The 22974-nt window shown below is 58.3% G+C and carries 16 protein-coding genes, 2 rRNA genes and 1 pseudogene (1 of these 19 only partly in view); 7 read left to right on the top strand and 12 right to left on the bottom strand.

The genetic code is table 11. The annotated features are described in order from the left end of the window. Positions 1–159: 159 nt before the first annotated feature. From ACYZTU_RS24345 to ACYZTU_RS24360, 4 genes are read right to left on the bottom strand one after another with little or no spacing between them, the layout of a single operon-like run. Positions 160–1119, bottom strand: a complete 960-nt coding sequence (locus ACYZTU_RS24345; RefSeq protein WP_461966144.1) for a hypothetical protein — start codon at positions 1117–1119, stop codon at positions 160–162. Beyond that, positions 1116–4385: a toxin VasX gene (locus tag ACYZTU_RS24350; protein WP_461966145.1), complete on the bottom strand. Its 3270-nt coding sequence runs from the start codon at positions 4383–4385 to the stop codon at positions 1116–1118. Before ACYZTU_RS24350 ends, ACYZTU_RS24345 begins: the two co-directional genes overlap by 4 nt. Beyond that, complete coding sequence (locus ACYZTU_RS24355; protein ID WP_461966146.1) at positions 4382–5215, bottom strand: DUF4123 domain-containing protein; 834 nt, start codon at positions 5213–5215, stop codon at positions 4382–4384. Before ACYZTU_RS24355 ends, ACYZTU_RS24350 begins: the two co-directional genes overlap by 4 nt. Then, the gene (locus ACYZTU_RS24360) at positions 5212–7281 is read right to left on the bottom strand and encodes a type VI secretion system Vgr family protein (protein WP_461966148.1); all 2070 of its coding nucleotides are present in this window, start codon (positions 7279–7281) and stop codon (positions 5212–5214) included. Before ACYZTU_RS24360 ends, ACYZTU_RS24355 begins: the two co-directional genes overlap by 4 nt. A gap of 196 nt (positions 7282–7477) precedes the next feature. Between ACYZTU_RS24360 and ACYZTU_RS24365 the strand changes: the two are divergent. From ACYZTU_RS24365 to ACYZTU_RS24375, 3 genes and pseudogenes are all read left to right on the top strand, one after another. After that, a pseudogene (locus tag ACYZTU_RS24365) lies at positions 7478–7674 on the top strand (channel protein TolC); the annotation flags it as partial. Between the two features lie 135 nt (positions 7675–7809). Further along, complete coding sequence (locus ACYZTU_RS24370; RefSeq protein WP_461966150.1) at positions 7810–8982, top strand: hypothetical protein; 1173 nt, start codon at positions 7810–7812, stop codon at positions 8980–8982. Positions 8983–9125: 143 nt separating this feature from the next. Further along, entirely contained in the window at positions 9126–9650 is a 525-nt protein-coding gene (locus tag ACYZTU_RS24375; RefSeq protein WP_461966152.1) for an SET domain-containing protein-lysine N-methyltransferase, read from the top strand. 6 nt (positions 9651–9656) lie between these two features. Here the strand turns inward: ACYZTU_RS24375 and can are convergent, their stop codons facing one another. Next, positions 9657–10301 (bottom strand): carbonate dehydratase, encoded by a 645-nt coding sequence (can, locus tag ACYZTU_RS24380; protein ID WP_461966153.1) that lies wholly within the window; start codon positions 10299–10301, stop codon positions 9657–9659. A gap of 155 nt (positions 10302–10456) precedes the next feature. Here can and ACYZTU_RS24385 point away from each other — a divergent pair, with 155 nt between their 5' ends. After that, positions 10457–10861 (top strand): serine kinase/phosphatase, encoded by a 405-nt coding sequence (locus tag ACYZTU_RS24385; RefSeq protein WP_461966155.1) that lies wholly within the window; start codon positions 10457–10459, stop codon positions 10859–10861. A gap of 44 nt (positions 10862–10905) precedes the next feature. On the opposite strand, the gene rimI is transcribed toward ACYZTU_RS24385, so the two are convergent. Further along, positions 10906–11358, bottom strand: a complete 453-nt coding sequence (rimI, locus tag ACYZTU_RS24390; protein ID WP_449643107.1) for a ribosomal protein S18-alanine N-acetyltransferase — start codon at positions 11356–11358, stop codon at positions 10906–10908. Continuing rightward, on the bottom strand, positions 11351–12091 hold the full coding sequence (locus tag ACYZTU_RS24395) for an energy transducer TonB (RefSeq protein WP_461971154.1): 741 nt from the start codon (positions 12089–12091) through the stop codon (positions 11351–11353). The genes rimI and ACYZTU_RS24395 overlap by 8 nt, the downstream gene beginning before the upstream one ends. Positions 12092–12297: 206 nt before the next feature. On the opposite strand from ACYZTU_RS24395, the gene mksB reads away from it, so the two are divergent. Genes mksB through mksF form a run of 3 tightly spaced genes read left to right on the top strand, consistent with a single transcriptional unit; the run spans position 12298 to position 17115 of the window. Further along, positions 12298–13587: an Mks condensin complex protein MksB gene (gene mksB / locus ACYZTU_RS24400; protein ID WP_282378765.1), complete on the top strand. Its 1290-nt coding sequence runs from the start codon at positions 12298–12300 to the stop codon at positions 13585–13587. Beyond that, entirely contained in the window at positions 13577–14278 is a 702-nt protein-coding gene (gene mksE / locus ACYZTU_RS24405; RefSeq protein WP_461966157.1) for an Mks condensin complex protein MksE, read from the top strand. Before mksB ends, mksE begins: the two co-directional genes overlap by 11 nt. Then, positions 14275–17115: an Mks condensin complex protein MksF gene (gene mksF, locus ACYZTU_RS24410; protein WP_461966159.1), complete on the top strand. Its 2841-nt coding sequence runs from the start codon at positions 14275–14277 to the stop codon at positions 17113–17115. The genes mksE and mksF overlap by 4 nt, the downstream gene beginning before the upstream one ends. A gap of 75 nt (positions 17116–17190) precedes the next feature. Here mksF and ACYZTU_RS24415 read toward each other — a convergent pair whose 3' ends face one another. From ACYZTU_RS24415 to ACYZTU_RS24435, 5 genes are all read right to left on the bottom strand, one after another. After that, positions 17191–19494: a PqiB family protein gene (locus ACYZTU_RS24415; protein WP_461966161.1), complete on the bottom strand. Its 2304-nt coding sequence runs from the start codon at positions 19492–19494 to the stop codon at positions 17191–17193. Next, positions 19487–20110: a paraquat-inducible protein A gene (locus tag ACYZTU_RS24420; protein ID WP_461966163.1), complete on the bottom strand. Its 624-nt coding sequence runs from the start codon at positions 20108–20110 to the stop codon at positions 19487–19489. The genes ACYZTU_RS24415 and ACYZTU_RS24420 overlap by 8 nt, the downstream gene beginning before the upstream one ends. Then, positions 20097–20756: a paraquat-inducible protein A gene (locus ACYZTU_RS24425; protein ID WP_283181676.1), complete on the bottom strand. Its 660-nt coding sequence runs from the start codon at positions 20754–20756 to the stop codon at positions 20097–20099. Before ACYZTU_RS24425 ends, ACYZTU_RS24420 begins: the two co-directional genes overlap by 14 nt. A gap of 148 nt (positions 20757–20904) precedes the next feature. Continuing rightward, a 5S ribosomal RNA gene (gene rrf / locus ACYZTU_RS24430) occupies positions 20905–21020 on the bottom strand. Positions 21021–21174: 154 nt separating this feature from the next. Then, positions 21175–22974, bottom strand: a 23S ribosomal RNA gene (locus tag ACYZTU_RS24435) (it continues 1092 nt past the right edge of the window).

Consider the following 22974-nt stretch of genomic DNA (forward strand, 5'->3'; position numbering starts at 1 on the left):
ACCAGGGGCAGTACTTCACTCGCCGATGTGGCAATTCGTGCAGATAGCGGATCAAACGATCGGCGTCGGGACGCAGGTTCGCCGGGAGGCACACGTCGTAAACAGGTAGATCACCGTGTCCGGGGATTGGTAGTGAGGGAAGTTGGGGCATTACAGTTTCTAAGACTGTTCCATAAGCAACGCTTGTTCCGCCTGCGCGGCCAGTTCAGCCTCGCGTTTGGCTATGGCTTCTTCCAATTCTGGAGAGCGTTTGGCCCACTGCTCGGGGGGTAATGGTCTTGACCATTCGATGATGTCGGGATAGGGCAGGTCTGGCGGCGGATTCAGTTTCCACCGTTCAAGGACGTCGATCAGCAGCGTGTTGAAAATGAAGATCCCGCAGAAACCTTCCCACAAGATGGTTAAAGGCCAGCCTCTCATTTTTGCGGCTTTTATAAGATCGTCCAGATAGGTCGCCCATATCCCTTTAGACCTGTCGAAACGTGCCGTCTGATCCTCAACAGCCTCCGAACCAATCTCCATGTAGCTGCGCATGCACTCCCACAGCGCCATGGCCGTGGTGCCGCCACCACAGTTGAAGCCTAGGGAGAAATGCTTGTTGTCTTCCTTGGCCAGTGGGTCTGGGTTTTCGAAACCGATGATCAGTAAACCCATCGTGGCTTTACCGGCTTGGCTGACCGACGAGTGCTGGGTGGCGGCGGCTGTCACGGTTTCCCAAGGGACGATCCAGTAGTTGCCATCGTCGCGGGGGACGCAGACTTCTCGGCGCTGGCGATTGAAGCGCACGGGTAGGGGCACTTCGCGGAAGAGGCCTTGGATTATAAACAGCGCTGGGATGCCAGTAATAACCCCACCCCCAATAAGAGTAAAAGCGCTAAGTTCAGGTGAAATATTTCTCAATCCGTAAGCCAGAGATAAAAACAACATCACTCCCGGCCACAGCACCATCACCGCCGAACCGATGCTGTAGTTGCCTATATCAAGAAATACCTCGTTCTTGCGCCAAATGGTGTTGAGCACATCTGAGGGTTTTCTACCCGTAGGGATGGGCAACGGCGCCAAATAGTCATTGCGCGAAAGCATCCGTTTTTTCGTGGTGCCAGCCGGTGGCGTGCTCATCGTTTGTCCTTGGGTTGCAAGTAAATGGCGCCTAGGTGGTCCTCGCCGAGCGGGTAACTCGGTACATGATCCAGTTGGGGCGTCGGGTCCGCCCATAGCGCTATCACGTCGGTGTCGTGATTGAGGGTAAAGGCAAACCCTCGTTCGCCGCCGATAAAGGTTCGGGCGCCGAGCATCGCGGTCAATGGCGTGCGATACCGCAAACGCAGGGAAACAGTGCTGGGTGTCGTGCCCAATACGCTCTTTAGCGTGTTGAAAGGACCTCTAATGCGTAGGCCTTGGCCTTCCTCCTGCGGTATCCACTGACAGACGCTGCTGGACAACCAATGAGGCGTCATGTCTCGCCAGGGACGCGGTGCTTTGTAGTGGTTGAACGGGCTGTTTTTTATCAGGTCGCGGGAGGCCTGGGTATCCAACGGGTCACCGACCATGCTCAGTTCCAGATAGGCACTACCCGGCTCCGCCCCCGGCAAATCGATGGTCAAAGCATTAATGGAACTGACCGAAGTCAGCCCGGATGGGCCATTGCCACTGCCCACCACCGAGCTGCTTTGCATGCTGACCCGAGGTGCATAAAGGATGAAGTACAGCCGGTCGAGTTCGTCCTGTTGGGCTTTGGGCGCGATAGGTTCCAGATCAATAGCACGCGCTTTTGACCAGCAGCAGAAGCTCAGGAAGTTTTGCAGCGGGGTTTGCTTCAAGACCGTGGTGATCAGGTGCAGAACACCCAGCACGAGAATGAGCCAGTTCAACGGCCCCATGTACAGCGTGTAACGCGAGATGGCGGCTTCGGCGGTTATTGAACCTGCCAAGGCGCGGGCAGTGTAGCCAAACCCTAACAGCGCTTGGGCGCCGAAGGCCGCTATTTGTCCACCGACCACGACCTGACGCATCCTCAGCCACGGGTCGACTCGGTTTTGGGCGATCTCGAGTTGTATTTGCAGGGACTTGAATTCTGCTCCTGCTGCGACAAATGACAATCCACCTATCACCCCACCAAACAGCGTCAGCGTCGGAGCCGCAGATGAGCGAATAAAGAACCGATCCTTCCCCAACCCCTTCCGCACCTGATTATCAACCACCGCCACCAAAGCCGCCGCCGCATACAACGTAGCCGAAACCGCGTCATTCACCCGCCGACTGTCCATCCCCTCCAACACCGCCGCCTGACTCAAATAGCTGTGCGCATTCAGCACGTTCAACAACAACGCCGCCAACGGCACCACCCCACCGCTGTTGATCACCAGGCTGGATTTAACAATCCGCTCCACACGCCCCGCACCAATGGCTTTCCCGGTCGCCTTCGCCCAGTCGCCTAGTGCTTCGGCCTGTTGCCCCAACAACTTCCACACCTGCCGGCCGGCCTCGGTGACGGACTGCAAACGCGTGTCGCTGCCCAGGCGCGCGGCGACAAAGACGCCCATCCATGAGCCGCTAAAGTTGTTGCCCCCCTTGAGCAACAACAGCGAAGCCGCCAGTCGGTTGACCAACACACTCCATTGGCTGCTGACGTCTCGGGCCATGGCCGCGATGTCTTCCAGAACCGCTGCGCTCAAAGGCGCCAATACCTGATGAGTGGCGCTGATGTTGTCGGAGGCCAGTGCCGCCATCAACTCGCCCAGTCGAGAGGTGTTGTTAACGGCCGCATCGATCGAGGGCGCCCAGGCGTTGAACAGTTGTTTCAAGGCACCGCCGTCGGCGGCTCGCACGTAGTCGGCGTATTGTTCGGCGCCCTCGGCGCGCAGGCATTGGGCGGTCAGGCAGCCGGTGGCCAATTCGGTCAGCCAGTGGCGCGTCGCCAGATCGTCGTAATCAACAAACCAGGTGCCGCTGAGGGAGCGGTTGAGGTACACGCCCCGGTCGGCAAACAAGGCGGTGTGACGCTGCTCGATCTGGTGGTAGTGCGCCGCTGCGGTCTGCGCGAACCAGGTGTTCATCGCCTCGAGGTCGATGTATTCGCCGACCTTGGCACTGAAGAAATGGTTATTGAGGTTGGCGTGTTTTTCGGCGCGGTATTCGCGGACGACGAATTCCACTTCGGTGTACAAGTCCGCCGGAATAAAGGCTCGCACCGGGGCGACGATGGCTGCGGTTCGCGCATCGCGGGCGCTGGCTTCGGCCTGAGTGGGCTGGCCACCGTATTGACGGGCCCGGGTTTCAGCCTTGAGTTCTTCATCCAGCCGATGCTGGGTGTCGAGCATGACTTGGCCCTGTTCGGGTGTGAGGGTGATTTCGCGAGCCTTGTAGCGGTAGCTGATGGACCCGGCCAGTTCGGCCCCGTCTTCGCTGATCAGGCTGCGCACAAACCCGCCGATGCTCAGCCGCAGATTATTCTCGCCCAACCATTTTTCGTGATCAGCCTCGACCCATTCCTGTTCATGGTTGATATCACGCAGCACGCCCAGGTCGTCGTCCAGGCAGGCGAACACGGGAAATAACTCCTTGGCCTGTACCTTGGCGCTGTCCAGCCAATCCTGAGTGCCCTGACCGTCCCATGGTTCGGCGCTCCACTCGCCTGGCGGCTGGTCGCTGGCGCCGGGATGTTGGGCGATGGCTTTCTCGCGCTCACGCACGCGGTGCATGGCGTCGGTGTAGGCCTTGATGTTGGCCGGGGTCGGGTCTTTCATCACGGTTTCGCCCAGCGCGTCGGTATCCTCAGCGTCCCGTTGCGGGTCAGCTTTCAGGGATTGGGCGAAGGTGCGCGGGATGAGTTCAGCCATGACCTCAACGGCTTTTTCCAGCGGCGGGCAATGCTCGGCTTGCAGTTCATTGGCCACGGCGCGCAAGGCCACATGGCGCATGTGCGCACGGCGTTTGGCGCTGTCGCTCAGCGATTGGCAGTGCTCGGGGTTCAATGGGAACTCGCTGTAGAGCATCCACGCGTCGTGGATTTTTTCCAGGGCCAGGCCCGTCAGTGTGCCGTCGAGCACCGGGGTCGCATCGGCGTCGAGCGCTTGCTCTTTGAGCAGACCATTCGGCGAGACGGCATACCGTTTAAGGGGGCCTTTGTCCTGCCACAGATAAACAAACCCCGTGCGCAAGCGACGCGCCGCCATGGGGCGGCTTTGCGTGGTGACGCCGGGAATGCAGCAAGGACTGTCGGCTTTTTCTTCAGCCAAGGCATAGCGCACGGGGACCACGAACAGCTCGGATTGGCTGGCTGGGCACGGCGCTATCGGGCTGTTGATGTCGACATGAGGCTGAGCCTTGGCGGCGCGTTCGGCCTGAGCGGCTCGGTCGATCATCGCCAGTTTTTCTGCGCTCATACGCCGGACTCCTTGTCGGTGAGCTGCTGACGCGTCAGTTCGGCATTCAGGTTATCCAGCCGTTGCTCGGGCGAGACACCGGGCTCGGCCAACATCCTTCGGTAAGCGGCGTGATCAGGTGCATCGGGAAAGTCAGCGCCCAGCGCAGCGTGGAAGCGAGCCCAGAGCAGGACTTCATCGATGGCGCTGTAACCGTGACGTTCGGCAGTGTGCTGGCAGTGAGATGCCCACTGTTGCAGTGCAAAGGCGTCCAGTCCTTGCAGGTATTCGGAAAAGTACTGCTGGCAGTGTTCGATCAACCGTTGGGCGAAGCGCTGCCGTTGGGCGGTGCCCAAGTACTCCAGTTGCTCCGCAGACAGGAACAACCAAGGCTCATGCGCATACGGTGCAGCGGGTTGATCCGGATGTTCTTGGTGGATATCCAGTTCCGGGAGCCGGATCAGTCGCACCGGCCCCATCAGGCGATCACGCTCGCAGGCGGGCAACTGCGCTAGCCACAATGCCGCGATACGCGGGTCGTGGTAACGGAACAAGACCGTGATATCCCCTTCGACACGAACGTGAATCAGGCTACGTAAATGCTCAAGCACCACAGCTTCTTGCGCCTCTGACTCCAGCCAGATGCCACACATCGCGCTCCAGTCCCGAAAAAAGGTCTGGGCCAGCGGGCTATTGGTAGCAACAGGCACCAAGACCGGCCCGACTTCCTCCAATGGCCCATAAGCGGTGTTGAGGTAAAGCGATTGAAACGTTGTGCTCCCCAGCTCAAACAGACACTCAGGCAGACGTTCAATCTGGGCGCGATCCAACAGCAGGTAAGCCTGACTCATGCCGATGTCTCCGCCAGTTTTTGACACACGGCACAGATCGCTGAGGCCTGTTGTGCTGCCTGAGTCAATGCCAGTTTTTGCGCAGCCAGGGATGGCGCAATCAGGGCCTGCGCAGTCACAGGAACCAATGAAAGCGCCGCTTGCACAAGCACGCCGGCCACTGGCGCGCCACCCTCGACAATGGCCACGCTGCTGAAAACCCCGCCCGAGTTGATCACGATGTGGTGACCGCCGGCCGTGAGTGTCAGGCTCATGCCCGCATCAATCACCACGTTGGCAGCGGTGACATGGGCGTGAGGGCCAGCCTGAATCACCAGCGTGCCCTCTGCCGTGGTGCTGCTGTTTCCGCTGATAGAGATCAGCTCGTTGCCGCCGATCAACGTGTTGCGCACACCTTGGGTGGTGTGCAACTCGTCGCCCTTGATCAGGCTGGCGCTGTGGTTGTCCACCTGTTCGAAACGGTCGTTACCGATCAGGCTGTGGCTGTCCCGAGTGATCTGTTCGCGGCGGTCGTTACCGATCTTGGTATCGCTGTCGTTGAGGATCAGTTGCTCGATATCGCGCTGCGCCCGCAGGTAAATTTGCTCCTGCCCGGCGCGGTCTTCAATCGACAGTTCGTTGTAACCGCCGGTGTGCGGGGAGCTGTGGCTGCGCAATACGGTTTTGGTTTTGTGCTCGGGCAAGGCGTACGGCACGGACGTGACCTTGTTGGCCACACACCCGGTGATCAATGGTTGGTCGGGGTCGCCTTCCAGGTAGGTCACCACCACTTCCATGCCGATGCGCGGAATGGTCACCGCCCCAAAGCTTTCACCCGCCCAGTTGGATGACACCCGCAGCCAGCAACTGCTTTTTTCACTGTTGAGTTCGGTCCGATCCCACGGCAGCTCGACACGGACACGGCCATATTCATCGCAATAAATCTCTTCGCCGACCGGCCCGGTGACGCGGGCGGTCTGGCTGACCAGCACGGTTTTGCGTGAACGCATTGGCGGACGGTAGAACACGTCCCAGGGAATGGCGCTGAAGCGGTTGCGATAGCCTTGGGTAAAGCCGTCTTCGGGTTTGACGTCGCTGGTGATGGCCTCTTCCAGTGACTGAGGCTGTTTTCCAGCGTGCGTCACGCCGAGCAATAGCCACAAATCGTTGCAGGTTTTGCGCGGGTGTTCGGTCAGGTCGAAGAAGTGACCGCAGCGCAGCGTGGGCTGATCGCTTTCGCCCTCGACCAACTGGTAATCGGCACGGTGCCGCTCCAAGGCCTGACGAGCGAGTTGTTTACCGCGTTTTTCGTTCTCGATTAATGCGGGGTAACGATAGTCTTCAAGCTCTGGGCTGAACTCGGCGGTGAAGCGACTCTCCAGCAGCAGACTCGGCCGTTTCAGGTCATAGCCCCGGCCCGTGACCGTGCTGGTGCGGGTGCGCAAACGCATGGAAAACTGGCTGACCACCGGGTGCTCCCCCACCATGCCGGAGTTTTGCTGATAAGGCGTTTCGCCCAGTTTGGGGAACCAGGTCTGGTCGTCGGTGAACACCAGCAGATGACCGTCTGGCGAATGCTGATGATGCCACGCGATGCCGTCCTCGGCGCACAGCCTCTGGACTAGTTCGAAGTCGCTTTCCCCATATTGCGTGCAGTATTCGCGCTCGGGGCTGGTGCTGACATGGAAGGTAAACGCATCGGCCTGAATGCCGTGACCCTTGAACACCTGAGCGATGATTTGCGGCACCGTCAGGTGCTGGAAAATCCGTTGGTCGTAGCTGAACTGCAAATAATGCAGCGCCGGCACCAGGGTCAGGTGATAGCGAGTCAGGCGTTTGCCGGCCTCACCCACGAACACCTCTTCGATACGGCCATGAAGGCCTTCGCCGTTAAGACCGAACTGGAGAAATGCGGGTTGGCTGAGCAGGCTCTCCAGATCGAAATCCGGATGCTCGCTGACCAATTCAACGTGGATCGCGTACAAGGCGCTGATGGCCTCTACACCGTCAAAGGCAAGGACTTTGAAATCGTGACGAACAGCGGGGATGTGCAGCGCGAAATGCGCCGTATTGGTCGACCCGAACATACGCTTATCCTTAAGCAGAGAGGATATAAAAGCGCGACGTCCAAACCGTCCATGGTCTGTGCTCGCGAAACTGGCGGGCACGTTATCAACGGGGAAAAGGGATTTATGTAGGAAGGGTCCTCGAGTACAGCCAGACGTTTCTGCTTTGCAAGCTCTTACGTCAATGAATGAGAGGGGCGGTAAAAATGATCTGGAGCAGGAAGGCACGCGAAACATCGTCGACGTACTGGATGCGCAGCGTCAGCCCTACACCTCAGTGCGCGACTACAACAACACTCGCTACACCCTCGACAACCTGCGCTTAAAGCGGGTCACCGGCACCTTGAACCCGGGGATTTGTAGGATCTGGCGAAGGCTGCGGCGGATCAGCTCAAAGCCCGGCCCGTTCAATAAAAGCAAAACTCGCACCGCTGTAACAGCAAAAAAGGGCTGATATATCTATCAGCCCCTACTTCTTGTTCGGTCCAGTCTGTTTCAGTATGTATGCACCCCGAAGCTAAGGGCCCACACGCTGATAAGGATCTGAGCATGTTCAAATTCGCAGGACTCACCTTCGCGGCCCTCACCCTGAGTGCCGCCGCCCATGCCGATGTCGACTTGAAGCTGGGCAACACCGAACGCGTCACCCGTCTGTTCGCCTACCCCAACAATTGCAATGTGATCTGCTTTCGCAACTGGACGCTGGAGCAGACCGTCGAGCATTACCTGACCCAAAGCGTGCAGCGCGATGGTTACAGCGCGGCGAAAGTGCTGGTCAAAACCGATAACGATCAGCTCTACGCCGAAATCATCGGCGTACCCAATGGCTATGAAAAACCGTTGGCGGCGTTGCTCGATGCCGGCGATCTGGCCTACACCGGCGCCAGCAAGTTGAATGCCGACGGCAAGTGGGCTTATAGCTGGTATCTGTTCCTGCCACTGGGTATGGCCCTGGAAAACCGCAAAAGCGTCGAGTTGCTGCACTTCCCACCGGATTACTCGTTGACCCAGGCTCAGGATTACCTGAAATCGGCCACCACCGATCGCTGGGCCACACTGCTGACTGACAACGGAATCCCTGCCGACCAGACTCCGGGCTACCAGACCATCATCGACATCGCGCCGATTGCCGCCCCCTCCAGCGCCGGCAAAGATCTGGAAGGTGTCTACGACTACTTCAAGGACTACCAGACCACGATGGTCAAGCAACTCAGCCAGAACGCCAGCGGTGCGGCATTGCCGATGGTCGCCTTCGGCGCGCCAGTGCGTAACTGGATCAAGCAGCAATACGGGCCGACCGTGAACGTACTGGGCCTTGTCAGCATCAGTCCGAGCGACGGGGTGAAAGTGCCAGTGCTGGGTTCCAACCACCCGAGTTACATCTGGTACGCCGCCAACCCGGACAGCTACACCGGTAAAGATGCCCAGGCCCAGGCCGACGCGGCGGGCCTGAAAGTTATGGGCCAGGACTTGAGTGCCGCGTGCTGGCAGGCCGCCATGGGCCGCCAGCCGGACAGCAATCCCGACGTTGAATTGAAAAGTTGCACCCAAACCTGGCAAGTGGCCCAGTCAGAAAAAACCTGCGAGCTGTTCTACACCTCCATCCGCAACCTGGCGCCTGAACGAGCCGTGGCCAAGTGCGCGACGGCACCGATCAAATCTCAGCTCAAACAGCTGAAAGCCCCGGTACCCGCGACTGCGATCCCTGCACCGCATCTGTAAAACGATGAACGGCCGGTCTACTGTCAGTTATGACAGTAGACCCGCTGTTTCATTTGCGAGAGGCTTGAGACGTACCATGCGTTGCAGGGCTGACAAGGTCGTCAGCTGACGGAGGTCCCAGCACCTAGCCGACAAGGATCGTTATGAAAACCCACTCCCCGCTCCGGACTCTTGCACAACCACCCGATGGGATTTATCCATTTGCGGAGTTACCCGTTCGCCTTGGATTTCCCTCCAGGGCCGACTTCGAGATTATCGACAACGCCAACGGATCGGCGGCAGCCGTCGCAGCACTTCGAGACTTTCCACGCATCAGCCGAATTTGTCGGGCGTCGGGGCACCTGCTGCCTTATCGATGCCGGCATACCCGTCAACTGGCCAGTGGCATCCATGTCTACGACCCGCGCTTCTGCGGGTTGCTTCGTCACTCCTGCGACCCAAACGTATTTCTCGACATGAGCGAGCTGTGGTTATGGGCGCTGAAGGACATCAAAAAAGGCGAACAGCTGACGATGAACTATGCCGCCACTGAAGACAAACTCCTGCGTCAGTTCGCTTGCCGGTGTGGCTCGTTCGACTGCCGAGGCTGGATCACCGGCTACGATGAACCGCCGAACGCCGACGGCCAGTTGTTTTTGCAACACTGGCGTCGGCGAACGCTCTGTTGAAGGGCGTTACAACGCCTCGACCGGACGCAAACGGTATTGCGGCGGCAGTTGCTCGAAGCCACTGATGGTCGCGTTCAGGCTTTTCCAGCGACCGTCCTTGATGCCATAGATGCAGCCGTGAATCGACAGGTTCTGTCCGCGGTGCCAAGCGTTTTGCACGATGCTGGTGTGCCCGACGTTGGCCACTTGCTGGATCACGTTGAGTTCGCAGAGACGATCGACCTGCTCTTCTTCGGTGGGCAACTTGGCGAGTTCTTCGCGTTTTTCATAATAGAGATCGCGAATCGAGCGCAACCAGCCGTCGATCAGGCCCAGTTGACGGTTCTGCATCGAGGCGCGCACGCCGCCGCAGCCATAGTGGCCGGTAACGAGGATGTGTTTGACCTTGAGTACGTCGACCGCGTACTGAATCACCGACAGGCAGTTGAGGTCGGTGTGCAGCACCACGTTGGCCACGTTGCGGTGGACGAACAGGTCGCCGGGCAGCATGCCGACGATTTCGTTGGCCGGCACGCGGGCGTCGGAACAGCCAATCCACAGGTATTCCGGTGTCTGTTGGCGGGCCAGCTTGGAGAAGAAGTCCGGATCTTCCTGCTTGATCGCTTCGGCCCAGCGTTCGTTGTTATCAATCAGATCTTGTAATTCGTTCATGCTGAGAAGCCTCGATAATGATGCGCTGGTTTGACAGACAACCGTCCATCGGGGTCACGCGCGAGATGCATATTTTTGCCGGTATTGCGAGTCGTTGGAATTCCCAGCAGCCCAGTGGGTCCACCCTAGTAAGGCCCACAGTATGAGGAATTGCCATGACTGAATCACGACGTCCGTACGATGCGGTGCAACCCGAGCCCATCGATGACAACGAAGACCGCATGGGAACGATGCATGAGCTGGATTTCGACGAGGAAACACCCAGCGGTAAAATCGGCGACGAGCTACCGGAAACGGAGCGCGAGCGGCTGATGCCTCGGGATCGAGTGCGTGAAGCCGGCATGACCGGGGCCTCAACCGAGGACCATGAATCCACCGACGACGACATGAGCCCGGAAAACCTGATCCGTGAAGACGGTGCACGCGATGCTCATGAAGCCGGCGAAGGCGAACAGGCCGATTGGGATTTGAGCATTGTCGATGAAGACGACATTGGCGGTGGTAATGGGCTGGATGAGGCGGAAATGGCGCAGCGCGATCCGATAGACGGTAATCGTTGATCTGTGGCGAGGGAGCTTGCCTCCCTTGCCAAAATAGCAATACATCAGTCGACCAGAGTGCAAGCCATGACGACGGCGTCTTCGCGACCACCGACGGCAGGATAGTAATCCCGGCGCCGACCGATCTCGTTAAACCCATAACGCTCATACAACTTAAACGCGCCACGGTTGCTGTCTCGCACTTCCAGAAAACACTCCCGCGCCTTGGCGTCATACGCCCGGGACATTAAATGCTCCAGTAACGTCAAGCCCAGGCCACGGCCCTGGTTTTCCGGTTTGACGGTGATGTTCAGCAGATGCGCTTCATCAAGAATGATCTGCACCACACCGTGACCGACCTGTTGCAAACCTTCGAACATCAACCAGATCTGGTACTTGCCCAGGCCATCGAGAAAAATTCCGCGGGTCCACGGGTGGCTATAGGCCGCGTATTCGATTTTCAGTACAGCGTCCATGTCCGCCTCGATCATTGGGCGGAACGATACAGCGTCACTCATTCGATTCTTTCCAGCGCGCCATCAGCCGACGCATGGCTTGCCAGACATCAGCCTTACGCTGTGGCTCTTCCATTAATAATTCCAGACCCGGCAGGGCCCAGACCGAGCCCAGGCCATCGACCTGGAGTTCACGGTTGAAGGATTCGGCGTTCGCTTCACCGGCGAAACGCACCGCTGGCAGGCCAATCAGCCACACGCAGACGCACGGAGCGTCTTCCAGCCGGGCCGATAGAAAACCTTGAACGAAGTCGCGAGCCGCTTCCGGGCCTTGATCCATGGTGCCCCGAACCAGCAACGGCCAGCGCACCGGCTCACCGACGATTTGCGGGCTGTCCGGCAGACCGGCGGCACGCAGCATGTCCTTGAGCAGCAGATAGGCGGGGTCGCGGGTCTGGAACGATTCGCCTGTGGGTAACTCGACCAACAGCAGGCAGCGCCCGGCCCGCAGCAATTGCAGGGCAAAACGCGGCGGCGGCACGATCGGCGCCTTGACCGCGACCGGAACCGCTTCTTCTTCGACCTTGGCGTTCGTGCGCGTGCTGGCCAACGATGGCCGTGGCACCTCGATTTTCACCCGTTCAGCCGGTTTGGCCACAGGTTCCACGAGCGCCTCAGCCACAGGAGCCGGCGTCACCGGGGCGACGACCAACGGCTCGGGCACCTCCAGCAGTTCGGGGCGCGAGGGCGCAGCAAAGGGCAATTCGGTGCGCGGCAGCCAGTTGACCACCTGCATGGCGGTCAAATAAGCGCGGCGACGGGACTCGATAAGCAAAGGTCGGCCACTTGTGGATAACTAAAGTGCGGTGATTCTACCGCCCTTCGCTCAAGATCGCCCGCTGTTGATCGATAGAAAGCCGACTGTCCGTCCCGAGAGTGAATCGCAACAGGCGTGATGCAGTACAATCGCTGCTTTTATTCGACAACCAGCCGGCCATTCCGATGATCGAACCCAAGCGCGTCTTGCGCGCCCTCGCTGAACACTGGGCACTTCTGGAGCCACTGTGCGAGCACTTCGACCAAGGCACCTTGAGCCTCAACGAACTGCGCACGCAACTGGGCGCCCAGCAACTGGACAGTACGCCGCAGGACATCACCAGCCTGCTGGACGTGTGGATCCGTCTCGACATTCTGGTTCCCGTGGCGAAAAGCCCGAACCGTTTCGAGCTCAACGCGCAGATCCATGACTTCCTCGCTTACCTGCGCCGTGAGCACCGTCTGGGCCTGTGCCTGGAAATCGAAGCCTATTTGCGCCACCTCGAGCGTCTGGCCGGTTACATCCAGGACGCCTTCGACATCCGTGACGGCCACGACTTGGCGCGCCAGTTGCGCCTGCTCGACATGCGCGTGCGCGATGTTTTGAAGAAACTCGCCAACGACGAACAGGCACTGGTGGCCGTCGCCGAACGCGCCAAGACCAGCGACCGGCAGATCCCGCTGCGTCAGCGTTATGCCGAGGTACTGGCGACGTGGGACGAATACGTCGAGCCGATGATTCAGTTGGTGAACGCCGACGGCGCCTTCGAACAAGGCGTGCGCAAGGTCGAGAACGTCTTGCTGAAGATGCTCACCGAGCAACAGCGCCTCGGCCATCTCGTCGATGACGACATGCTGCTGCGTACTCACGCGCGCATCCTCGAAATGCAGACCAGCGCCCAGTTGACCCTGCGTCATGCCCGAGAACTGCTGCTGCCGTTGCGTGAAGAAGCTCGTCGGCACAACGCCGTGACCCGCGGTGCCGCGCTGGCGCTGTCGGCCATCCGTCGCAAAGGCATCGATGCGGTGCCGCAAGCCGCGATGCCGATGTTCACCCGCCCGCAAAGTACCTTCCTCGGCAGCGCCAGTCAGGTTGAAGCTTACGTGTACGCCCTGGCCCGTTTCGAGCCGAAACCGGCACGCTTCCCCAAGGCCCACAAGACGCAGAAAGGCGAAGCACCGCGCGCGCCACGCACGGTTCGGGAAATGCTCGAACGCTGCGAAGACGCCTTGCCGATGCCGGACCTGATGACCTGGTTGCTGGAGCAGGAGCCGGACGGCGCTACCGACGAATTGCTCTACTGGTTCTCGCGCCTGTCGCGGGAAAAACGCTTCAACCGCGAGCGTCTGGAACGCCGCGATTACCACACTCACGAGCACCAGGTCAGCCTGCGCTCCTTCGCCCTGCTCTCGGCCCGCGACAGCGCCGAGGATTCTGCGAGCACACCCTATGCAAGCACTCCCCATGCAACTTGATCTATCCGAATTGTCCCAGCTGGCGCCGATCTTTCGCGAGCTGTTCAAGGGCTACCACGTCAGCCGCCGCGACCCGGAGCTGTACGCGCAACTGTCGAATTTCCAGGACCAGTACCGCACGCTGTTCAAGGCGCTGGGCTTTGAACTGGTCTGCGACACCCGTGGTTTCTACTACTTCGTGCCGGACCTGGCCGCTGCGGCGGTGAACAAGACTGCCCAGCGTCTGGCGCTGTTCACCTTCATCCTCGTCGAGCATTTGGCTGATCAGGGCCGCGACCCAGTCGCCGTGCTCGACGGCGGCAGCCTCGGTCGTGATGAACTGCCATCGTTGTTGGAGAAGTACCGCGACCTGTTTATCCAGGCTGAAGTGCAGACCGTCGAAGAACTCGAAGAAAAAATCATGCGACGCATGACTCAGCTCGGTTTCGCCGGCGAAGAAAACGGCGTCTACCGTTTCCTGCCGCCGATGCACCGTTTTCTCGATGTCTGCCTCTCGGTTCAGCAAGATCGCGATCTGGCGGCCAGCCTGCACAGCGTGCTGCCATTGCCGGTGCCCGTGTTGATCGATGACGACAGCGACGAAAAGCTATTGGAAACCGATGATCCGCTCGACCTGAGCGACTTCGAGGGAGAAAGCGAAGAAGACGCCATGATCCGCGCCATTGCCGAAGAACAGGAGACCGATGCATGAGCAAGGAACGCTACGGCATTCGCCGCTTTGCCCTTTTGAACACCGCCGGTTACAGCCTCGGCCTGTTCCCGCTCGAAGAACCGTTGTCGGTTTACGGCGCGAACAACCTCGGCAAATCTGCCTCGATCAACGCCTTGCAGTTCCCGATCCTGGCGCGCATGTCAGACATGAGTTTCGGCAAATACAGCCTGGAACAATCCCGGCGCTTCTACTTCGCTTCAGACACCAGCTACATCCTGGTCGAAGTCGCGCTGCCGCACGGTCCGCACGTAATCGGTGTGGTCGGTCGGGGCCCGGGCGGTGGTTTCGGTCACCAGTTTTTTGCCTACGCTGGCAAGCTGGATTTGGCCCACTACCAGAAAAACGACACCTGCCTGCGTCAGAAAGAATTGTTCAGCAACCTTGAGCGCGAAGGTCTGAAAGCCTACGAGCTCAAGCCAGATGAACTGCGTCGTTTGCTGGTGGGCGGGCACACGTCGATTCCGCTGGATCTGACGTTGATCCCGTTACGTTCCACCAGCGAACAGAGCCTGAAGACCTTCCGCGCACTGTTCATCAACCTGCTGCACATGCGCGAAATCACAGCCGCCAAGCTCAAGCAGCTGTTTCTCGATGCCTTCGAACACAGCTTGCGTTCCGGCAGCGTCGACTACATCGCCGCGTGCGAAGAAGCCTTCCGCGATGTACGACGCATGGAGCAGGACTACAACTCGCTGGTCATTGCGGGCCCATTGGTCGAAGCCCTTGCGGCAGGCGTGACCCAGCGCAATATCCTGCGCGGCAAATTGCACCGGATCTCGCCGCTGCTCGATTCCCTGCTCGGCACCTGGTCGGATTACGCCAGTGCGCGCAAGGAAGAGCTGACGATTCAGGCCGAGCACTACCGCAACGAGCAGGACGCGCTGCAAAACGATCAGCGCGGCGGCACTCAGGAGCTGATGCGTCTGGAACGGGAAATCACCGGCATCCAGCGTTGGCTCGGTGAACTGTCTGCGCTCAAGAATCGCTTCGCTTTGGTTGATGACGTCAAAGTGCTGGAGCAGCAACTGCTCGCGGCCAAGGACGCACACGATGAATTGGCCGGTGCGTTGGCGCAGTCGCGGCAGTTCAGCGCCGAAGATTTGGAAGAGCGTCTGCGGGATCTGGAAAAACGCCTGAAGTCGGTGAAACAGCAACTCGATCACGCCGACAACAACAGCTACGCCCGTTTGCGCGAGGAATTCTCGCAACAGGATGTCGAGCGCCTGATGCGTCTGTTCAACAGCGCGCTGTTCAGCCTGCCGCTGGGCGAGCACGGCATTACGCTGGATGAGGAGGGTCAGTGGGTTAAGTCCATGGAGCTGATCCTCGATGGCTTCAAAGGCGAGCGTTTCGAAGTGCCGGGACTGTCCATCGACATCTCGCATATCGAGCCTCCAGCGCTGCAAGCCCTGGCTGACCGCGCGGCGTTGCGCGATCAGAAAGAGCGTCTGGACAAAGAACTCAAGCAACTGAAAACTCAAGCTGCCGTGGCCGCTGACCGCGCTGCGAGCAAAACCCAGACCGAAGCGCTGTACCAGCAAGTGCTGGATGCGCAGAAAGCGTTGGAAGATTTCCGCCGCGCACAAACCCTGAGTGCCGAGGAAAGCGACAAGCTGGAACAACTGGCGCAAATGGAAGCCGCTCAGGACGAGTTGAAGCGTTCCAGCGACGCCTTCACCGAACGCGTCCAGCAACTGTCGGCCAAGCTGCAACTGGTCGGCCGGCAGATCGGCGGCATGGAAGCCAAGCAACGCACCCTCGACGACGCCCTGCGCCGCCGTCAGCTGTTGCCGGCAGACCTGCCGTTCGGTACGCCGTTCATGGACCCGATCGACGATTCCATGGACAACCTGCTGCCGCTGCTCAATGACTATCAGGACAGCTGGCAGGGTTTGATGCGCAGCGATGGCCAGATCGAAGCGCTGTACGCTCAGGTCCGCCTCAAGGGCGTGGCCAAGTTCGACAGCGAAGACGATATGGAGCGTCGCCTGCAACTGCTGATCAACGCGTACGCGCACCGCACCGACGAAGCGCTGACGTTGGGCAAGGCTCGCCGTGCGGCGGTGACCGACATCGCCCGGACCCTGCGCAACATCCGCAGCGACTACGACAGCCTCGAGCATCAACTGGCGCTGTTCAACCGCGAGATCAACAAGCGTCAGGTTTCCAACCTGCAGAGCTTCCGCATCGTACTGGCGCCGAACAAGGAAGCGCTCAAACACATCGACCAGATCATCCACAGCGCCGGCCAGTACGAAGAAGGCGAAACCCTTTCGGTTTTCGACCTGAGCCAAAGCGCTGATCAGGACAACAAAAACGAAGAAGCCAAGGAATACCTGGCGCGGCTGGTGGCGGCGAACCACAACCAACTCGGCCTCAAGGACTTGTTCGAGCTGGCGTTCGAGATCACTAAGGTCAACGGATCGCCGGTGATTCATACCGACATCGATGGCGCCGCCTCCAACGGCACGACCATGACCATCAAGGCGCTGACCAACATGTACTTGTTGCTGCACTTGATGGACCGCGATCAGGCTGGTCGCGTGCGCCTGCCGTACTACCTCGACGAGGCGGCGGACATCGACGAAAAGAACCAGGCAGCGCTGTTGGAAACCAGCTTGCAACTGGGCTTCGTACCGATCCTGGCGAGTGTGAAGCCGCAGGTCTGCGCCAGTGTCGCCATCGACCTGGAAGGCGGCAGCGGCCCGAACGGTATCTACATCGACGAGGCGGACTGGAAGTACATCCGTCGTCACGATGAAGTGAAGGCTGCCGTTAATGTTGAGGCGGACGAGCCAGAGCTGGATGCCGTCTGATTTGCGTTAATCCAAAGCAATAAAAAAGGCCGCGATCTAAAGGATCGCGGCCTTTTTCATGTCTGCTGTTTAGGCTTACTTGCCGATCGAAATCTTCGGCGCCCAAGTCAGCCATTCGTCTTCGAACTTGTCGAACAGCGGGAACGTCTGTTCGGGTCGCGCCGGACTGCCCATACGCTCACCGTCCGGCGTGGCGAAAGCGATGCCGCCCTGAATCAGCGTCTCCAGCGATTCGGTTCGCATCGTCGCGCCTTTGAACAAGCCGTAATCAAAGCCGAAACCACTGGAGTTCCAGAAACGCGTGCCGCTGCGCACCAACGGCGCGTACTTCGGCTCGATCAGGATGTGCACCAACACTCGATCGGCGGTCTGGCCGAGTTCATAGCCCGTCACTTTGCCCACGGTGATTTCGCGATAGGTGACCGGCACACCGGTTTTCAGCGAACCACGGCGGGCAGCACTCAACACCAGACTCAAACCAGCTTCTTGTTTAGCGGTTTCCGGCGGATTGGTCAGGGCGACGAAGTTCTTCTGCGGGCCGAGGTTTTTCGCTGCCGGTTGCACTTCGATGTATTGGCCAGTGACCAGCGTTTCGAGGTTGGACGTCTTGATCAGACCCAGCTCAGGTTTGACTACCCAGAACTGACTGCCAACCTGAGCGATACGCTCCGGCACTTCTGTGATTCGCGCGGTGAGCATCACCGATTGCAGGTCATCACTGAGGTCGACGTCTTCAATCTTGCCGACATCCAGGCCTTTGAATCTCACAGGTGTGCCGTTGCGTAAGCCATCGGCGCGATCAACCTTGATCGTGACCACGGTGCCTTTCTGGTTGGCCTCGTCATGGCTGGCGAACAGACGGAAACGTGGAATACGTTTCTGCAACGGCGCTTTCGCTTGCGGGGTTTCGAAGGCGATACCGCCAGCCATCAGGCTTTGCAGCGACTCACTTTTGACTTGGATTCCACCGGTCAGCCCACCCGTCAGCGTAATGCCGCTGGCATTCCAGAAGCGTGTCGAGGCGTTGACCAAACCTTCGTATTCCTTCTCGATGTGTACACCAATCACCAACTGTTTTTTGGTGCGCGAGAACTGATAGCTTTGGACCGAACCGACCTTGACCTGTTTGTAGAGAATCGGACTGCCGACTTCCAGGGAACCCAGATTCTCGGTGAACAGCACCAGGTGCAAACCCGGAGAACGCAGATCCAGCGGCGGAGCTTTGGGTCGCGCCACGAATTCACGTTGCGGCGCTGCGCCTTTGTCGCCTGGGCGAACGGCGATGTAGTTACCTTTGACCAGGGCTTCCAGGCCGGTGATGCCCGCCAGCGAGATCGACGGTTTGACCACCCAGAACTGAGTGCCTTCAACCAGGTAATCTTCGGCTAATGGATCGAGGGTCAATTCGGCGGTGGCGCCAGACAGATCCGGGTCGACCTTGAGCGCTTTCAGATTGCCGACCTGGATACCTTTGTACATCACCGGTGTGCGACCGGCCTGCAGGCCTTCGAAATCGCTGAGTTTGACCTTGACCCGAATCCCGGCAGCGGCCGCATCGAAGTCCTCGTAGAGACGGAACGGCAGGCTTGGGTCGGTGGGCGGACTGTCCTTGCGGTTCTCCGGCGTGGCAAACGCGATACCGCCGGCGACGATGCTGGCCAAGGACTCGCTGCGCACTTTCACGCCCGACAGACTGGCGTCGATGCTGATGCCGCTGGCGTTCCAGAAACGCGTGTGTTTGCGCACCAGTTTGGCGTAGGTGGGTTCGATGAACACTTTGAGTTCAACCGTGCTCTGGTCTTCGGAGAGCAAGTAGCTTTTGACCTGGCCAACCTTGATCTGCTTGTAGAACACCGGACTGCCGCGGTTCAACGAGCCGAGGCGATCAGCCTTGATGGTCAGGTGCAAACCGGGCTGGGCGTCCGACAGCGGCGGCTCTTCGGCCAGGGCTTTGAACTTGCGAGTCGGCTCACCCTCGCCCGGGCTTATCGCGACGTAGTTACCCGAGACCAGCGTCTCCAGGCCAGTGATGCCGGCCAAGGTCACGCTAGGCTTGACCAGCCAGAAACGCGTGCTGGTCCGCAGGTATTGCTCCACATCCTTGTTCATTTCGATGGTGGCGATCACGCCTTTAGAGCTGCCTTCGTCATCAAGTTTGAGGGTCTTCACCTTACCCACCGACATGCCTTTGTAGACGACTTCGGTCTTGTTGGCCTGAATGCCTTCACCACTTTCGAAACGCACCTGAATCTCGATGCCGGTCTCGTTGTAGGCACGCCAGCCAAGCCAGCCGCCGATGATCAGGGCGATCAGGGGCAACACCCAAATTGCTGACCAGTTCGAGGCCGGTCGGGTTTTTGCTGTAGGCAAATCAGTCATGGTCGTCGTCCGACTCCGTGTTATCCCAAATCAGTCGGGGATCGAAAGTTACTGCGGCAAGCATCGTCAGAATCACCACACTGGCGAAAGCGATGGCGCCAAGATTGGCTTCGACGCTGGCAAGCCGTCCGAAATTCACAACCGCCACCAGAATGGCGATCACAAAGATATCGAGCATTGACCAGCGGCCAATGAACTCAATAAAGCGGTACATCCAAATGCGTTGGCGAGCCGACAGTGGCTGGCGGCGCTGCACGGAAAACAGAAGCAGTGCAATGCCCACCAATTTGAACGTTGGTACCAAAATACTGGCGATAAAAACCACAGCGGCGATGGGAATCATGCCGTGCTGAACCAGTTGGATCACACCGGACATGATGGTGCTGGGATCGCCCTGCCCCAGTGAACTGACGGTCATGATCGGCAGCAGGTTGGCCGGGATGTAGAGAACCGCGGCGGTCACCAGCAGCGCCCAGGTGCGCGTCACACTGTTCGGACGACGGGCGTGAACCTGCGCACCGCAACGGGTGCAGACCTGCTCGTTGGTATCGGCTTCCTGCTTGTTCAATTCATGGCATTCGGTGCAAATAAGAATGCCTGCATCAATCGCCCGCATGGGCATCCTCTCCTGATAAAGCCTGCCAGATCTGATGAGGCGACATCACAACCTCCAACCAGACCTGAACTAATAACAAACCGATAAAGCACGCCAAGCCAAGACCGACGGTAATTGCTGCCATATCTGCCAGTTTGACGATCGCCACCAGTACGCCCATGAGGTAAACCTCGAGCATCCCCCAATCGCGTAAATGGTGATAAATGCGGTAGAGCAACAGGCCGTAACTGCGTCCGATATCAAAACGAATACTCAGCAGTACAACTAATTGGCAAAGCAGCTTGAGCAGCGGGATTCCCATACTGCAGAGAAACACCACGACTGCTACGCCCTGCATTCCAGTATCGAACAGGCCAACAACGCCGGTCCAGACAGTGTCATGCGATGACTGCCCGAGTAGATGGAGCTGCATGATGGGTAAAAAGTTCGCAGGGATATACAACAACAGAGCGGCGAGAACCAAGGCGAGACTACGCTGTACGACGTTATGCCGATGGGCGTAGAGCTCGTAACCGCAGCGCGGACAGAGGGCTTTCTCGCCATGGGCGAGCTTGGGCTTGCGCATCAGCAAGTCGCACTCATGACACGCTACCAAGTCGTCCAGCGGTAATTCTGACAGCCCAGGGGCGTCAACCGGATCTGGCATAAAGGCACTGGCTCCGAAAAAGTTGGATCTATTCTAGTGTCATGGATCGAAAATAACTGTGCAAATTTGTGCTGTAACTGAAAGCTACTTTCCTGCGGACAAAACAAAACCCCTACCTGCATACGCAGATAGGGGTTTCGGAATTTAATCTTGACGATGACCTACTCTCACATGGGGAAACCCCACACTACCATCGGCGATGCATCGTTTCACTGCTGAGTTCGGGATGGGATCAGGTGGTTCCAATGCTCTATGGTCGTCAAGAAATTCGGTAGCCAGGTCGTGGGCCTTTGCAGGTTCACGCTCCAGCGAATGGGTATGCGATAGTTTGGTGTTTTGTGAGTATCTCGAACTTTCGGTTCGTTTCGTCTTCACACACCGCAATCTGGCCTTTCGACGCAAATTGCTTGGGTGTTATATGGTCAAGCCTCACGGGCAATTAGTATTGGTTAGCTCAACGCCTCACAGCGCTTACACACCCAACCTATCAACGTCGTAGTCTTCGACGGCCCTTCAGGGGACTCAAGGTCCCAGTGAGATCTCATCTTGAGGCTAGTTTCCCGCTTAGATGCTTTCAGCGGTTATCTATTCCGAACATAGCTACCCGGCAATGCCACTGGCGTGACAACCGGAACACCAGAGGTTCGTCCACTCCGGTCCTCTCGTACTAGGAGCAGCCCCTCTCAAATCTCAAACGTCCACGGCAGATAGGGACCGAACTGTCTCACGACGTTCTAAACCCAGCTCGCGTACCACTTTAAATGGCGAACAGCCATACCCTTGGGACCGGCTTCAGCCCCAGGATGTGATGAGCCGACATCGAGGTGCCAAACACCGCCGTCGATATGAACTCTTGGGCGGTATCAGCCTGTTATCCCCGGAGTACCTTTTATCCGTTGAGCGATGGCCCTTCCATACAGAACCACCGGATCACTAAGACCTACTTTCGTACCTGCTCGACGTGTCTGTCTCGCAGTCAAGCGCGCTTTTGCCTTTATACTCTACGACCGATTTCCGACCGGTCTGAGCGCACCTTCGTACTCCTCCGTTACTCTTTAGGAGGAGACCGCCCCAGTCAAACTACCCACCATACACTGTCCTCGATCCGGATAACGGACCTGAGTTAGAACCTCAAAGTTGCCAGGGTGGTATTTCAAGGTTGGCTCCACGCGAACTGGCGTCCACGCTTCAAAGCCTCCCACCTATCCTACACAAGCAAATTCAAAGTCCAGTGCAAAGCTATAGTAAAGGTTCACGGGGTCTTTCCGTCTAGCCGCGGATACACTGCATCTTCACAGCGATTTCAATTTCACTGAGTCTCGGGTGGAGACAGCGCCGCCATCGTTACGCCATTCGTGCAGGTCGGAACTTACCCGACAAGGAATTTCGCTACCTTAGGACCGTTATAGTTACGGCCGCCGTTTACCGGGGCTTCGATCAAGAGCTTCGCGTTAGCTAACCCCATCAATTAACCTTCCGGCACCGGGCAGGCGTCACACCCTATACGTCCACTTTCGTGTTTGCAGAGTGCTGTGTTTTTAATAAACAGTCGCAGCGGCCTGGTATCTTCGACCGGCATGGGCTTACGCAGTAAATGCTTCACCCTCACCGGCGCACCTTCTCCCGAAGTTACGGTGCCATTTTGCCTAGTTCCTTCACCCGAGTTCTCTCAAGCGCCTTGGTATTCTCTACCCAACCACCTGTGTCGGTTTGGGGTACGGTTCCTGGTTACCTGAAGCTTAGAAGCTTTTCTTGGAAGCATGGCATCAACCACTTCGTCACCCAAAGGGTAACTCGTCATCAGCTCTCGGCCTTAGACTCCCGGATTTACCTAAGAGTCCAGCCTACCACCTTAAACTTGGACAACCAACGCCAAGCTGGCCTAGCCTTCTCCGTCCCTCCATCGCAATAACCAGAAGTACAGGAATATTAACCTGTTTTCCATCGACTACGCTTTTCAGCCTCGCCTTAGGGACCGACTAACCCTGCGTCGATTAACGTTGCGCAGGAAACCTTGGTCTTTCGGCGTGGGTGTTTTTCACACCCATTGTCGTTACTCATGTCAGCATTCGCACTTCTGATACCTCCAGCAAGCTTCTCAACTCACCTTCACAGGCTTACAGAACGCTCCTCTACCGCATCACCTAAGTGATACCCGTAGCTTCGGTGTATGGTTTGAGCCCCGTTACATCTTCCGCGCAGGCCGACTCGACTAGTG

Source organism: Pseudomonas sp. HLT2-19-2 (assembly GCF_054898005.1).